Here is a 14,421-nt window from a genome sequence, read left to right as displayed (position 1 = left end):
AACACCCACTAACTCGCCTATCATCATCCACAGCGTTCGCTTCACTCCCTGGGTCATGCCCAGCACCATGGCCAGCGTCATACACATCCCCGGCGTTAGTGAAACGAACAAAAAAGTGGGTACAAACACTGACAGCGTCGCCCATGACATCATCATTACTCTTCCGTGTTGTTTACTTCGTTATCTGTATCGCTCGACGTGGTTTCATGCTCCTCTCCCCAACGCGGTACCAGGCGGTGGGCAATACCTAACTGGTTGAGTATCCGGGCAACCACAAAGTCGATCAAATCTTCTATCCGTTCTGGGCGATGATAAAAGCCGGGGGCCGCAGGCAAAATCACGACACCCAGGCGGCTTAGCGCCAGCATGTGCTCCAAATGAATAGGGGAAAATGGACTTTCACGCGGCACGATGACTAATGTCCGCCGCTCTTTGATGGCAACGTCAGCAGCACGCTCAATTAAGTTATTGCTCGCGCCAGTTGCGACGGCAGACAACGTACCTGTAGAGCAGGGGCAAATTACCATCGCAGAGGGAGCACCGGACCCCGATGCCACGGGCGCCATCCAGTCTTCACGCCCAAAACAGCGGATTTGACCGGGCTTGGCACCACTCTGCTCAGTAAGCGCCTCTACTAAGCGTTTTGGCTGAGCGGGTAACGACACATCCGTCTCAGTGGCAATAACCATGTGTGCCGCTTTGGAGATCATTACCCACACTTCATGCCCTGAGGCCACCAGTACGTCGATCAAGCGCAGGCCATATTGCGCCCCTGAAGCACCTGTCAGCGCCACCGTCACCGGAGGTTTAAAGTCTGTCACTCAGTTTGCTCCTTGGCAGACAACGCACTCAATAGACGCTGGTGAACGCCCTCGAAACCGCCGTTAGACATCACAACGATACGGTCGAGTGGTGACGCGTGGGCAACAACCGCCTTAACAAGTGCATCGATATCGCTATATAGCTCAGCGCGTTCGCCTTGTTCAGCCACTAACGCCTCCATTGACCAGTCAAGCCCTACTGGTTGAAACCAGAACACTGCATCCGCATCGGCAACGCTCTCGTTTAGTCGAGCACGTAGAGCGCCTAAACGCATGGTGTTGGAGCGCGGCTCAATCACTGCGAGCAGCCGCCCTTTGGTGGTGGCTGCGCGCAGCCCTTTTAACGTCGCTGCAATCGCTGTTGGATGATGAGCAAAGTCATCAATGACTTGCACACCGTCCACTTCACCGATGATTTCCTGACGTCGACGGGGCGTTTTAAAACGCGCGAGAGCAGCACAAGCACGAGCGAGATTCACACCACAACGGCTCGCTGCAGCAAGTGCCGCGAGTGCATTACGCGCGTTGTGCTCACCGGTTAACGCCCACTCGACTACGCCGTCTTCTTCGCTGTTTGCCCCGATGTGGAGTACCTGAAAGCGACTACCATCCTCACGTTCCAAACGCAGTTGCCACTCGCTACTCTCTAACGTGCCGAAATGCTCGACCGACGACCATGCTCCCATTTCCAGAACACGCTCCAGCGCTGGCTGTTGATCAGCAACCAGCAAGCAACCTTGGCTCGGCACAGTTCGCACCAAATGGTGAAACTGGCGCTCAATCGCTGCAAGGTCAGGAAATATATCGGCATGATCAAACTCCAAGTTGTTCATCACCGCAATCTGGGGGCGGTAGTGAACAAACTTAGAGCGCTTATCAAAGAACGCCGTATCGTACTCGTCAGCCTCGACAATAAAGGGACTGTCGTGATGACCTAAGCGTGCCGACACGCCAAAATTACGCGGCACGCCGCCAATCAAAAACCCAGGCGTTAAGCCAGCGCTTTCCAATAGCCATGCTAAAAGGCTGGCAGTGGTGGTCTTACCGTGAGTACCAGCAACGGCAATGACTTGCCTGCCAGGCAGTACATGTTCAGCCAGCCACTGAGCGCCTGAGGTATAGGGCAAACCGCTATTTAGCAGCGCCTCGACTTCCGGATTACCCCGCGATAGCGCATTTCCTACAATGACAAGTGCAGGCTGACCAGCAAGGTTTTCGGCGCGATACCCTTCCATCAAGGTGATCCCTGCCTCTTCCAACTGGGTACTCATGGGAGGATACACATTCGTATCTGAGCCGCTCACCTGATGCCCTAACTCTCGCGCCAGCAAAGCCAGGCTCCCCATAAAAGTGCCGCAGATACCCATAATATGCAGACGCATAGGTGAAGCGCTCCTTACTTAACCAGTTAACTAAGCTGCTGAGACTAGCATGCAACGTTAACTAGCTCATCTAGTTCAAGGCAGGTCTTGGCTTTAAAACTAGCGCCTAAGCTCGTTCAGAAGTGACAAAACGCCCAGTTTGATGCAGGATGCGGCTACCTTTTTGCTCATGATCTTTTAGATACGATCATTCATACACATCCTAGCGCTGACCAATCTCAGTGTTGCCGAGGGAGCTTACAATGCGTGTTTTAATTCGCTATTTCTTCAGAGGTGTTCGCCTTATTCTAGCCCCCGTCATGTTGATCTCAGAGAAGCTTTCAACCCCTAAATCGGTCGAGCGTACCGAGGAAGAGCAAGCTAAAGTCGATGCCGCCTGTGAACACTTGGCTCTCTACCAGTTCCGGACATGCCCTTTCTGTATCAAAGTACGCAAAGAAATCGCTCGGCTGGGCCTAAAGATCGAACTGCGCGATGCTCAGCTAGACCCTGCCCATAAAAAAGCCCTTCAAGAAGGCGGTGGCAAAGTCAAAGTTCCCTGCTTAAAAATTAATCATGAAGATGGCCAGGAAGAGTGGCTCTACGAGTCAGATGCCATTAACCGCTGGTTACACCAAAATTTCGCTTAAAAACACCTTTATACAGATGCCGCTATTGAGCAGAAGCGCCTTAATAGCGGCTCACACTCCCTCCACCTTCGTCTAACCTCCCCTCCTTGCAAGGCCGTACCCAGCCCAGTCATTCAGCAGATGAATGATACCTCTCATTATTTCGATTGTATGACGCGCCCCACACTCTCTATGTTTATAGCGAACAGAATATTGTTAGAACAGCTGACAAGCTGACCGTGTCTGTTTTGCTGGTTTTTAAGAGCACTTAGTTTTAAACACACTGTTTTAAACACACTTGCTTTGGCCAGCAAAGTGAACAATAAACAATACAAAGGGAAACATTATGACGTTTAAGAAAACGCTACTGGCTTCTGTTATTGGTGCTGTGGTTGCAGGCACGACGATGCTGCCCATGACCGCGAGCGCAGAAACCCTGCGCATTGGTTACTCTGCCGATCCTGAAACCCTCGATATCCACGAGCAGTTATCTGGCGGCATGTTGCGCCTCTCACACTTAGCGTTTGACCCGTTGGTACGTTGGACAAAAGATTTCGAGTTTGAGCCGCGCCTGGCGACCGAATGGGAACAGGTAGACGAAACTACGACACGCATGACGCTGCGTGAAGGCGTCAAGTTTCACTCAGGTAACGATTTCACCGCCAAAGACGTGGTATGGACCATTGAGCGCCTGAAAGAGAGCCCCGATTATCGCGCTATTTTTGAGCCCGTCGCAGGCGCCGAAGCAGTTGACGATTACACTGTCGAAATTACCACCACTGAGCCCTACCCGCTACTGCTCAACCTTGCGACTTACATTTTCCCTATGGATAGCGAGTTCTACACGGGAGAAACGGAAAGCGGCAATGAAAAAGCAGAAATCGTAAAAGCGGGCAACTCATTTGCATCGCGAAATGCATCGGGCACAGGCCCATTTATTATCACTGAACGCCGCCAAGGTGTCCGCGTTGATTTTGAACGCTTTGAGGATTACTGGGATACCGAAAGCGAAGGCAACGTTTCTAAAATTGTCCTGACCCCTATTGCTGAGAATGCCTCACGCGTGGCGGCACTACTGTCAGGCGGCGTTGACTTTATCGATGCCGTACCACCCAACGATCTGGACCGTGTTCGCGAAGCCGATAACGCTAACCTAGTAGAAGTGGATGGTACGCGCATCATTGGCTTCCAAATGAACGAAGAGCGCGTTGAAGCCTTCCAGGATGCACGTGTGCGCCAAGCCGTTGATCTGGCGATTAACCAAGAGGGTATTGCCGACCGCTTAATGCGCGGCTTCGCCACGCCTGCAAGCCAGTTCTCTCCCGCAGGCTATTCCGGCCACAACCCTGACTTAGTGCCTCGTTATGACGTTGAACGCGCCAAAGAGCTGATGGCAGAAGCGGGCTACGAGGAAGGGTTCAGCGTTGACATGATCGCGCCCAACAACCGCTATGTGAACGATGCTCAGATCGCTCAAGCAGTGGCAAACATGCTGGCACAAATTAACATTAACGTTAATCTGCGCACGATGCCCCTCGCTCAATACTGGCCTGAGTATGATGAGCGTGCTTCCGACATGGCGATGATTGGCTGGCACGCTGACACCGAAGACACCGCCAACTTCTTCCAGTACCTCTCTTTCTGCATTGATGATGAGACTGGCGCTGGTCAGTACAACTATGGCAGCTACTGCAACGAAGAAATCGACGCACTTGTGACTGCGGCAGATAGCGAAACCGATCTCGAAAAACGCAATGAAATGCTGCGTGAAGCCGAAGCCATGCTTTATGAAGACGTGGGCTACATCACGTTGCATTGGCAGAACCTTGCCTACGGTGCAGCTAACGGCATCGATATCGAGCCGGTTGTTAACGCCCTAGACTTCCCCTACCTAGGTGATCTGGTAATTAGTCGCTAATTACCACGCTTACTTTCACACGTGCAAGGATGCTTCGTTCCCCAAAGCTTTGGGGGACGAAGCGTTGTATGTGGTTAACAGCCTCATCATAGGCTTCGCCCTAACTTGCAATTAATTCTCTATTAAACCTATGACATAGGTGGCGTACGCCATGATTGCTTTTTTAATCAAGCGCCTGATGCACGCGATATTGGTGATGTTTGTCATCAGTGTACTGGCCTTCGCCATCCAGGATAACCTGGGTGACCCTGTACAACAGATGGTCGGTCAGTCGGTTCCCGAAAGCGAGCGTGAAGCCATTCGCGAGCGCTTAGGCTTAAATGATCCGTTTATAGTTCAGTATGTACGCTTTGCTAAAAATGCGGTGCAAGGCGATTTTGGGTACTCCTACTTCTACCGCGAACCTGCGCTGGAAGTGATTGCTCGACACTTACCCGCAACCCTTGAACTGGTGTTCGCCGCCACGCTGATTATTGTGCTTTTTTCAGTGCCAATCGGCGTTTATAGCGCAATAAAACCTCGCTCTCCTATATCACGTTTTTTTATGGGCGCTTCGATCATCGGCATTTCGATACCGGTGTTTTTGACCGCCATTTTACTGATTCAAATTTTCTCGATTGGAATCACCATCACCCTGTTTCCTGAAAGTACCAGTTGGGGAGCTTGGCTAAATGGCCTGCTGTCGACAGAAGGCAATATGCCATCGTTTGGCCGTGGCTATGATTTAGTACATGTGGTAGGCCACTGGGACACCAACTTAGCCACGTGGAACGGTTTACAGCATTTGGTACTGCCCGCGATTTCACTAGCCTCGATTATGTTGCCGCTGTTTATCCGCCTGATTCGCGCAGAAATGATGGAAGTGCTGCAGTCAGAGTACGTGAAGTACGCCCGAGCCAAAGGCATTTCAATGCGACGCGTTTACTTTGTGCACGCGCTTAAAAACACCATGCTGCCGGTTATCACTGTTGGCGGCGTACAGATCGGCACCATGGTGGCTTACACCATTTTGACCGAAACCGTTTTCCAATGGCCGGGCATGGGACTGATGTTTCTTGATGCTATTAACCGAGCCGATATACCGCTGATTGTTACCTACCTGATGATTGTCGGCGTCATTTTCGTGGTGACGAACACCATTGTGGATTTGATCTACGGCTTCGTTAACCCCACCGTAAAACTGACAGGTAAGCCCGCATGACAACGCCCACAACAACGACTGCACCTAGCCGCTGGGAACGCCTGCGCGACTCCTACTTATGGTACAGCTTTAAGCGCGACCGCACGGCTCAACTGTGCCTCGCGATGTTTATTTGCCTAGTTATTGCAGCCTTTTCAGCGCCATTGCTAGCCCCTACTGATCCTTATGATCTACGTCATATCGACATTATGTCGTCCGAGCTGCCACCCTTTTGGATTGATGGTGCCGATGAACGTTACAGTCTAGGCACCGATGCCCAGGGGCGCGATTTATGGTCGATTATTCTCTACGGCACCCGCGTATCGTTATTGATTGGCTTTGGCGCGGTCATACTTCAAGCACTGCTCGGCGTAACGTTCGGCTTAATGGCAGGCTACCTAGGTGGCCGCATTGATGCTTTTTTAATGCGCTTAGCCGATATCCAGCTGTCATTTTCCACCCTGATGGTCGCTATCGTCGTGGGCGCGCTAGTGAAAGCCACCATGGGCAGCGCGTTCTACAGCCAATATGCCGTACTCATGCTTATTTTGATTATCGGGTTAGCCGAGTGGCCTCAGTATGCACGTACGGTGCGCGCCTCAGTACTGGCTGAGAAAAACAAAGAGTACGTCGATGCCGCACGCGTCATGGGGCTACGTAGCAAACGCATTATGTTCCGCCATGTGCTGCCTAATACCATGTCGCCGATTTTTGTTATCTCAACGGTGCAAATTGCCAACGCGATTATTTCAGAGGCTGCGCTGTCATTTTTAGGCTTGGGAATGCCCGAAACCCACCCCTCGCTTGGGTCACTCATCAAATCGGGCTTTGATTATATCCAATCGGGGTCTTGGTGGATCACTCTGATTCCTGGAGCAGTACTCATTGTGCTGGTGCTGTCTATCAATCTATTGGGCGATTGGCTACGTGATGTCATGAACCCACGACTCTATAAAGGCTGAGGACACCATGGCACTACTTGAAGTCTCTCAACTCGATGTACGTTTTGCCCTTCGCCAAGGTGAAGTGCGTGCTCTACGCGATGTCAACTTCACCCTGGAGCGCGGCGAGCGCTTAGGCATCGTAGGCGAGTCTGGCGCGGGTAAATCTGTGGCCGCCTTCTCGCTACTTAACCTAATCGCCAAACCAGGCTTTATAGCGGGTGGCAGCATAACGTTTGAAGGTCAGACGCTTAACACCATGTCTGAGCGCGGCCTGCGCAAAATACGCGGTAACCGCATCTCGATGATCTTCCAAGATCCGATGATGACGCTGAACCCCGTGCTCTCGATTGGTGAGCAGATGGTCGAGTGTTTAAAAGCCCATCGACGGATCTCCACCAAAGAAGCCCGCGCGATTGCACTGGACAAGCTGCAACAGGTACAAATCCCATCGCCAGAAACACGCTTGGATCAATATCCCCACGAGCTTTCTGGTGGTATGCGTCAGCGTATTATTATCGCCATCGCCCTACTGCTCGACCCCGATATTATCATTGCCGATGAACCGACTACCGCCCTGGACGTGACTATCCAAGCGGAAATCATGGCGCTGTTGCTTGAGCTATGCGAACAGCACAACGTGGGTCTGATACTCATCACCCACGATCTGGGGGTAGTGAGTCAGGTCACCCAGCGTATGTTGGTTATGTACGCCGGTCGCGTTATTGAGCAAGGCCTCACACGGGAAATCATCAACGATCCTCAGCACCCCTATACCCAAGGGCTGATCAACGCATTACCGCAAATGGCGACCCCAGGTGAAAAGCTCAACCAGATCCGTGGCAGCATGCCATCACTCTCTAACTTACCTAGCGGCTGCGCGTTTCATCCTCGCTGCGACTTCATCAATAGAGCAGATGGTCAACCACGGCCTGCCTGCACCCAGCAAGTGCCTGAATTTGTCGAATCCGGCAATTGCCGTGTCGCCTGCCATATGGTGGCTGAAATGCTTGAAGATCGTCGCCTGAAGGAGGAAACACAATGAGTGCTCAGGTCGAAACTCGCCACGCTGCGCCCACGCAAAATGAAGAGAGCAGCGAATCGCTACTACAAATTCGTGGCCTTAAGAAGCGCTTTTCATTATCAGGGGATTTTTTGGAACAGCTGCGCTTTAAAGGTGGCAAGCTGGTGCGTCATCAAGAGCATGTACACGCGATTAATGGCGTTAACCTTGATATCAAACGCGGTGAAGCGCTGTGTGTGGTCGGTGAATCTGGCTGCGGCAAGTCCACCGTGGCACGCACAGTAATGGGCTTACTCACCCCCACAGAGGGTGAGATTCGCTATGACGGGCAGCGCATTGATAATTTGAGCTCTCGCCAGTTATTACCTTATCGCAAGCGCATGCAGATGATTTTCCAAAATCCTTATGCCTCGCTTAACCCACGGATGACGATTCAACAAACGCTGGAAGAACCGCTGCGTTTGCACCACCCAGACTGGAACCGTGAGAAGATACTCGACAAGGTCCAAAACGTTATGGGGTCGGTGGGAATAGACCCCGATTGGGGCAAGCGTTTTGGGCATGAGTTTTCCGGTGGTCAGCGCCAGCGTATCGCCATAGCACGCGCCCTAGCCGTTGACCCTGAGTTTATTGTTGCCGACGAGCCCATATCAGCACTGGATGTCTCCATTCAGGCACAAGTACTCAACCTGCTGATGGAAGCGCAACAAGCGCGTAACCTGACCTATCTATTTATCACTCACGATTTGGCAGTGGTCGAGCACTTTGGCACCCGCGTAGCGGTGATGTATTTAGGCACGGTGTGTGAAGTGGCTACAACGGCAACGCTATTTGCGAAACCGCGCCACCCCTATACCCAAGCACTACTATCCGCTATTCCTCGCTTAAAAGATGACCGCCCCCAGCATATTCGTCTTACCGGAGAAGTGCCCACGCCGGTCAACTTACCGAGCGGTTGTGTCTTCCATGGCCGTTGCCCCCATGCCAACGCCCGCTGTCATCAGGAAATCCCTACCCTGCAAACACAGGGTGACGGCACTCGCGTTGCGTGCCACGCTGTTGAAGAAGGTCGGCTATGACGCCAATTTTAACGACAGCATCACGTTTGGCAGCACGACGAGGTAAGGCATGGAAATTCGCTGGCTAGAAGACTTTATCGCCCTGGCCAGAACGCGACACTTCTCTCGCGCAGCGGATGAACAGCACGTCACACAGCCCACCTTTTCCCGACGCATTAAATTGCTAGAGGAAGAGATGGGCGTGACGCTGATCAACCGGCAGACGTTGCCACTTTCGCTAACCCCGGCGGGAGAGGAGTTCCTGACACTGTGCGAACAGGTAACTGATCGTGTGCGCTTAACCCGTGACCGCGTGCGCGAAATCAGCGCCGGACAGCAGCGCCGTATCATGGTGGCTGCTCCACAGAGCTTACTCCCGCAGTTTTTGCCAGAATGGCTGGCTGCTACGGGTTGGCAGGAGCGCATACAGCCCTATTTGCGAGCAACCGGCTGGGCGGCGAGCGACTATTTTCAAGCACTTGGTCGGGCAGAGTGCGATCTTGCTATCTGCTATTGGCCAATCGGACGTTGCGATTTAGATATCGATACCAGTGCCTGCACGTATCGGATCATTGGCCACGAGCGCTTGATTCCTGTCACAGGCCTCGATGCGAATGGCACACCTTGCGCGTTGCTACCCGGCTCGCGCCAGCAACCCGCGCCTTGTCTGGCCTATCCAAAACGCGGCTTATTGGGCTCAGCGGTAAAGGCGCATCTCGCTCGCTTACCGCAGAGCACCTACCTCACGGCGCAAAGTGAAAACCTCTATGCGGCGGGTATTAAAGAGCTAGTGCTGCTCGGCTACGGCATGAGCTGGTTACCCGAACGCAACATAGCCGCTGAGCTCTCCAACGGCACATTAATCAGAGCCGGCGATAGCCGCTGGGATGTCCCGATGGAGCTACGACTATATCGGCACCAAAACCAGCATCACGCAGAGCTGGATAGCCTGTGGAGTGAGCTCGCTCCACCGCGCAGTTAAGCCCGTAGTTAAAGCAATAGCCCGACTTGATACCGTACCCTGAGCCACTAGCCAAGTCGCCATTGAAAAAAAGGACACCACCTGCATGTCAGCCTCTTTGTTTAACTTACAGCGCGAACACTTAGCGCATTTACAGCAAGCTTATGCAGACCTGTTAACCAGTCACAGTCTCGATAGCTTAGCCATCTATAGCGGCCACGCCAGCGCACACTTTGGCGACGACCAAACGCCAACCTTCCAAACTTACGGCCATTTTATGCACTGGGTAGGCATGGCCGATATTCAGCACAGTTGGCTAGTGATTCAACCCGGCAAGCGCCCGCAGCTGTACCTGTATGCGCCGGCAGATTTCTGGCATTTGCCCACTCGCCTGCCTGAAGAGCCATGGGTAACTGAGTTTGATATCCACCTGTGTAGCGAAAAGACCACACCAACGCTAGCGGGTCGCGCGGCAGTGATCGGTGATATTGAGGCCACCACACGTCAAGCATTAGACGCGCAGTATCAGCCCGAACCGCTGGTTAGGGCCCTCGATGAACTGCGCATGTTGAAGACCGCTTATGAAATAGCCTGCTTAAGCGAAGCCAACCGGCTTGCCATAGCAGGACATCAAGCCGCGCAGGCTGCTTTTATTGGCGCATCGGCTGAGTTAGATATTCAACTGGCCTACCTAGCTGCCAGCAGACAGCGGGAGTCTGATGTCCCCTACCAGAACATTATTGGGCTAAATGATCATGCGGGCGTATTACACTACCAACACTATGACCTAAACAGTCCCACGCAACGACATAGCCTATTGGTTGACGCTGGCCGCCGTTTTCGCGGTTACTGCGCAGATATTACACGCACTTATGCAGGCCCTGACGCGCCAGACATCTATCGTGATTTAATTGACGGTATTCACCAGGTAAAAGACACGCTAGTCGAAAGCGTTGCTCCAGGCGTCGAGTTCATTGCGCTACATGAGCAATTGCATCGTTTGCTGGCAGATATCCTTATTGCCAATGACCTTTTTCAGGGCAGCGCAGAACAGGCAATTGATGAGGGAATCACGCGAGCTTTTTGCCCACACGGTTTAGGGCATTCGTTGGGGCTGCAGGTTCATGATGTGGCAGGGCTTCGCCATCCAGATGGAACGCCCTCACCCGCTCCTGAGCAGCACCCAGCGCTACGTTTAACCCGTACGCTGCGCCCTGGCATGGTAGTAACGATAGAGCCCGGGTTCTACTATATCCCTATGTTGCTGGCCCCATTGCGCGACAAGGCACTACCGATTAACTGGAAAGTCGTTGATTCGTTAGCCAGCTGTGGCGGCATCCGTATTGAAGATAACGTCGTTGTCACAGAGAGTGGCTTCAAAAACTTGACCCCCTGACCAACAAAACGCCCGGCCCAAGGTGTAACTCCTCAGGCCGGGCGACTATCAGATCGAGGGCAAGATCACCCTGCGCACTTCTCGTTAGAAGCGGTAGGTAACGCCACCACCGATAGTAACGGGTTCCATGTTTACTTTACCGACCTTGTTACCACCTGCATTGATGTCGGCATTCACGTCTGCATAGCTAACGTAACCGTTTAACATGATGTTATCGGTAACCGCTAAATCAACACCTGCCTGACCGATCGCACCATAGCTTTCGTCAACGCTTAAGCCAGTGGGCTCGCCTGAGAAGCGAGTATAGTTCAAGCCAACGCCTACATAAGGCTGAACCTTAGAGTCTAAACCGCCCATCGGATAGTAGTTAACCAACAGATTAATCGGCAGGCGGTCTACGCTACCTGCGCTGCCACCAGGACTGGTGTTGAGGTCGTGTTCAAACTTCTCGGAGCTGTTCAGTTCAGCGCCAAGCTTATCGGTGAACAGGTAACCCGCGCCAAACGTAAATCCTCGCGCGCTTTGTACGTTTAGGTCTGCCGCGCCAACATTGCCATTTCCAGAACCCGTATCCGTTTGGGCGACACCACCACGTACGAAAACGTCACCTGCTGCGTGAGCGAGTGCTGCTTGGCTGGCGATCAAGGCGCTAGCGGTAAGAACAGCAGCAGAAACTAATTTTAATTTACTCATCAGGATCATCCTCTTACATCTTACTCGGGATTGGTGCCGGTAACTCCAGCTACCTATACAATATATACCAATCGAACAGTGTTTCCAAACTTATTGTGTTATTTTAATATAAGTTTTACATATCAAGCACTGCCGAAAAACAGAATCGGTTATAAAAGTCAAGCACAAAGGACAGACATAAAAAAAGTCCCCCGAAGGGGACCCAGGTGGAGCACGCCAGCTCACTCAGTGTATCGCTTACCAATCTCTGTCGGGGCGATGTAGCAAAGAAGGAAGAGACACCAATTGAACGCCTGGAACTCTGTTCATTTGCTTCTTACCTAATATATAGCGAACTACGTGCCAATTTAATTTTTAATGAATAAAAACAATATCTTATTAAAAATTAAAACTGAATACTTATCAAAAGGTGTTGTTGCCAATGCCAAAGCGCACCATCTATGCGCATGCTATGCGCATGACAGGTTGGTTTTGCCTCATAACGAATCGCTCAATTGGAAATTCCGTTTCACGTTGAGCAGAGAAGTGATTCTAGCGTGATCGGTTGATCTCGTCTTCAGCACATGCTGCTAAATCTTTTAACACCTGACGCTGCTGCTCATTTAAACGCCGTGGCACGGAGTCAATAATACAAAGCGTTCCTATCCTGAAGCCATCCACCGTTGTCATTGGTATGCCCGCGTAGAAGCGTATGCCTCTATGTACTTTTACCAAAACAAAGTCTTTAAAACGACTGTCTTGGCTGGCATCTTCAATCTCAAAAATTCCTTCTTCCTGAATGGTATGGGCACAAAGCGACTCTTCTCGACACGTTTGGGTAAGCGCGATCCCTTGTCGGGATTTAAACCATTGGCGATCTTCATCGACTAACGTTACCAGCGCAGCCTCTACACCAAAAAACTGGATTGCCAGCCGAGCAATCCTATCGAAACGCTCTTCTGGCGGGGTATCCAAAAGCGCTAGTTGGCGCAATGCCTGTAACCTTGCTTGCTCACCCTTTACCATGGCAACACCCTCTTCTTAGGTAATGGATAGCGTCATTCATGCAGCAATGCTGCTTAGATCGTTTTGATTAGTAAAATGTATGCATTAATTCATCTTTTGTCGCTGATTAGACAATTATTCTGCACTTACACTCGGCCTACTCTGATAACTATCACTTTATAATCATTAACTTAAATCAACCCTCACATCCTTTCAAGATAACACTCAAAATGTCTATTCTCGCGCCAATAATTAATTTAACCCCACAATTATGCATAGAGCCGTTCAGCTAGGCCCTCGGGTTAGCAAAAAACGCACCATATAACGGTAAATTGTCTTGCCCCGATATCATTGCTTAGGCTGCAAATCTTTAACTACCGGCGTATCCCCTACCCAGAGCTCTCCAACCACACATAAAGCGTTTGCAATCACTTAATTGAAAAAATTGTTCTCGCGGACATCTTCAATCTAAAAAAACCTTACCTTTAAACAACTTGGATACAAAACTTACTCCTTTAATCACGTCGACCAAGCGACAACCTAAGTTGAATTTACAGACAGCCATCGACCTAATTGGCTGTTATTTTTACGATAAATCATTACCACCAACTAAATTTAATAATGCAAAGCCAAAACACTGGAAAATACAATAAGATGGTCTACGCTAAGTCTTAATACTTTTTAACTATTTGGAATCACCAGAATTCTAATCGGCAGCTACTTAAGCCTGCGGAGATAACTGTCTGTTCAAACAGCTTTATTCTAAGCATTTTGGATCTTCTCATTAGGGCGAAAAATAATTTTTTATGTCTACTTTATTTCTCTTATAAGGTTTTATTGAGACACATAACATCTTACTTTCACTCGGTTACATTTCCGAAGAACCTTATCGATTGTTAAAGGCTTACCTAACTAAGCATTTGATTAATTTTAATTATGTGGCGTGGGAGATAAAAAAGAGTCGGTCACAATAAAGGAGTGTGCATGGATACCTATCAGTACGACTACTCTTATGCACTGACCAAAGACAAGGTCAATGACATCATGAGTACCAACCTTGCATCGGTTTCGATGCCCCTTGTTTATACAGACCATGACTCTGTCACAGGTGCTGTTACCAATATTAATGTCAACCTCGACGTATGGAGCATGGCAGATGGGGGGCAGAACAGATTAATGAAGCTCAATATACCGATTAAAGAAGGTTTTATGAGTATATCGGGCCTGCCAGGCGTTAATGGCAGTTGGGATATGACTGGGGTTTCACTGCTGGTGGAAATTACGCTCGGCTGGCTTGGGCCCGGAAATCAACAAGAACTCGATGGCGAAGGCTCGCTGACCAGCTTAGTCTTCTCTCCCTCCGAAGCCAGCACACCCAATGACCCCGGCTATATCGCTATTCTCACTGTAACAGACCCATCAGGACAGATGACCCCGCCTTATTCACGAGGGCGC

13 protein-coding genes and 1 pseudogene are annotated in these 14,421 nt (G+C 50.9%); 9 read left to right on the top strand and 5 right to left on the bottom strand.

Annotated elements, in window-relative coordinates; translation table 11 throughout:
• The 3 genes and pseudogenes from INT22_RS03650 to mpl form a co-directional block, all read right to left on the bottom strand.
• A pseudogene (locus INT22_RS03650) lies at nt 1-150 on the bottom strand (LysE family translocator); the annotation flags it as partial.
• 5 nt (nt 151-155) lie between these two features.
• The gene (locus INT22_RS03645) at nt 156-821 is read right to left on the bottom strand and encodes a flavin prenyltransferase UbiX (RefSeq protein ID WP_193067713.1); all 666 of its coding nucleotides are present in this window, start codon (nt 819-821) and stop codon (nt 156-158) included.
• Entirely contained in the window at nt 818-2,203 is a 1,386-nt protein-coding gene (gene mpl / locus INT22_RS03640) for a UDP-N-acetylmuramate:L-alanyl-gamma-D-glutamyl-meso-diaminopimelate ligase (protein WP_193067712.1), read from the bottom strand. The genes INT22_RS03645 and mpl overlap by 4 nt, the downstream gene beginning before the upstream one ends.
• Before the next feature lie 242 nt (nt 2,204-2,445).
• Here mpl and INT22_RS03635 point away from each other — a divergent pair, with 242 nt between their 5' ends.
• The 8 genes from INT22_RS03635 to pepQ all read left to right on the top strand — a co-directional run bounded on the left by INT22_RS03635 (nt 2,446) and on the right by pepQ (nt 11,289).
• Nucleotides 2,446-2,832: a glutaredoxin gene (locus INT22_RS03635; protein ID WP_193067711.1), complete on the top strand. Its 387-nt coding sequence runs from the start codon at nt 2,446-2,448 to the stop codon at nt 2,830-2,832.
• 325 nt (nt 2,833-3,157) lie between these two features.
• Nucleotides 3,158-4,729, top strand: coding sequence for an ABC transporter substrate-binding protein (locus tag INT22_RS03630; protein ID WP_193067710.1), 1,572 nt, complete (start codon nt 3,158-3,160; stop codon nt 4,727-4,729).
• Between the two features lie 151 nt (nt 4,730-4,880).
• Nucleotides 4,881-5,930, top strand: coding sequence for an ABC transporter permease (locus INT22_RS03625; RefSeq protein ID WP_193067709.1), 1,050 nt, complete (start codon nt 4,881-4,883; stop codon nt 5,928-5,930).
• Nucleotides 5,927-6,871: an ABC transporter permease gene (locus INT22_RS03620; protein ID WP_193067708.1), complete on the top strand. Its 945-nt coding sequence runs from the start codon at nt 5,927-5,929 to the stop codon at nt 6,869-6,871. The genes INT22_RS03625 and INT22_RS03620 overlap by 4 nt, the downstream gene beginning before the upstream one ends.
• A 7-nt stretch (nt 6,872-6,878) precedes the next feature.
• Nucleotides 6,879-7,895 carry an ABC transporter ATP-binding protein gene (locus INT22_RS03615; RefSeq protein WP_038483575.1) on the top strand — a complete coding sequence of 339 codons (1,017 nt, stop codon included), beginning with the start codon at nt 6,879-6,881 and terminating at the stop codon, nt 7,893-7,895.
• Nucleotides 7,892-8,953 carry an ABC transporter ATP-binding protein gene (locus INT22_RS03610; protein ID WP_193067707.1) on the top strand — a complete coding sequence of 354 codons (1,062 nt, stop codon included), beginning with the start codon at nt 7,892-7,894 and terminating at the stop codon, nt 8,951-8,953. Before INT22_RS03615 ends, INT22_RS03610 begins: the two co-directional genes overlap by 4 nt.
• 49 nt (nt 8,954-9,002) lie before the next feature.
• Entirely contained in the window at nt 9,003-9,914 is a 912-nt protein-coding gene (locus INT22_RS03605; protein ID WP_193067706.1) for a LysR family transcriptional regulator, read from the top strand.
• An 85-nt stretch (nt 9,915-9,999) separates the two neighbouring features.
• On the top strand, nt 10,000-11,289 hold the full coding sequence (pepQ, locus tag INT22_RS03600; RefSeq protein WP_193067705.1) for a Xaa-Pro dipeptidase: 1,290 nt from the start codon (nt 10,000-10,002) through the stop codon (nt 11,287-11,289).
• Nucleotides 11,290-11,373: 84 nt separating this feature from the next.
• On the opposite strand, the gene INT22_RS03595 is transcribed toward pepQ, so the two are convergent.
• Nucleotides 11,374-11,982, bottom strand: coding sequence for an OmpW/AlkL family protein (locus INT22_RS03595; protein WP_193067704.1), 609 nt, complete (start codon nt 11,980-11,982; stop codon nt 11,374-11,376).
• Between the two features lie 531 nt (nt 11,983-12,513).
• Nucleotides 12,514-12,987 carry a GAF domain-containing protein gene (locus INT22_RS03590; RefSeq protein WP_193067703.1) on the bottom strand — a complete coding sequence of 158 codons (474 nt, stop codon included), beginning with the start codon at nt 12,985-12,987 and terminating at the stop codon, nt 12,514-12,516.
• Between the two features lie 963 nt (nt 12,988-13,950).
• On the opposite strand from INT22_RS03590, the gene INT22_RS03585 reads away from it, so the two are divergent.
• Nucleotides 13,951-14,421: TULIP family P47-like protein (locus INT22_RS03585; protein ID WP_193067702.1), on the top strand; the 471-nt coding region annotated here is incomplete at its 3' end.

This window comes from Halomonas sp. 3D7M (assembly GCF_014897885.1).
GTDB lineage: Bacteria > Pseudomonadota > Gammaproteobacteria > Pseudomonadales > Halomonadaceae > Vreelandella.
Note: the sequence above shows the minus strand (reverse complement) of the source record. Positions and strands in the feature narration are given on the sequence as shown.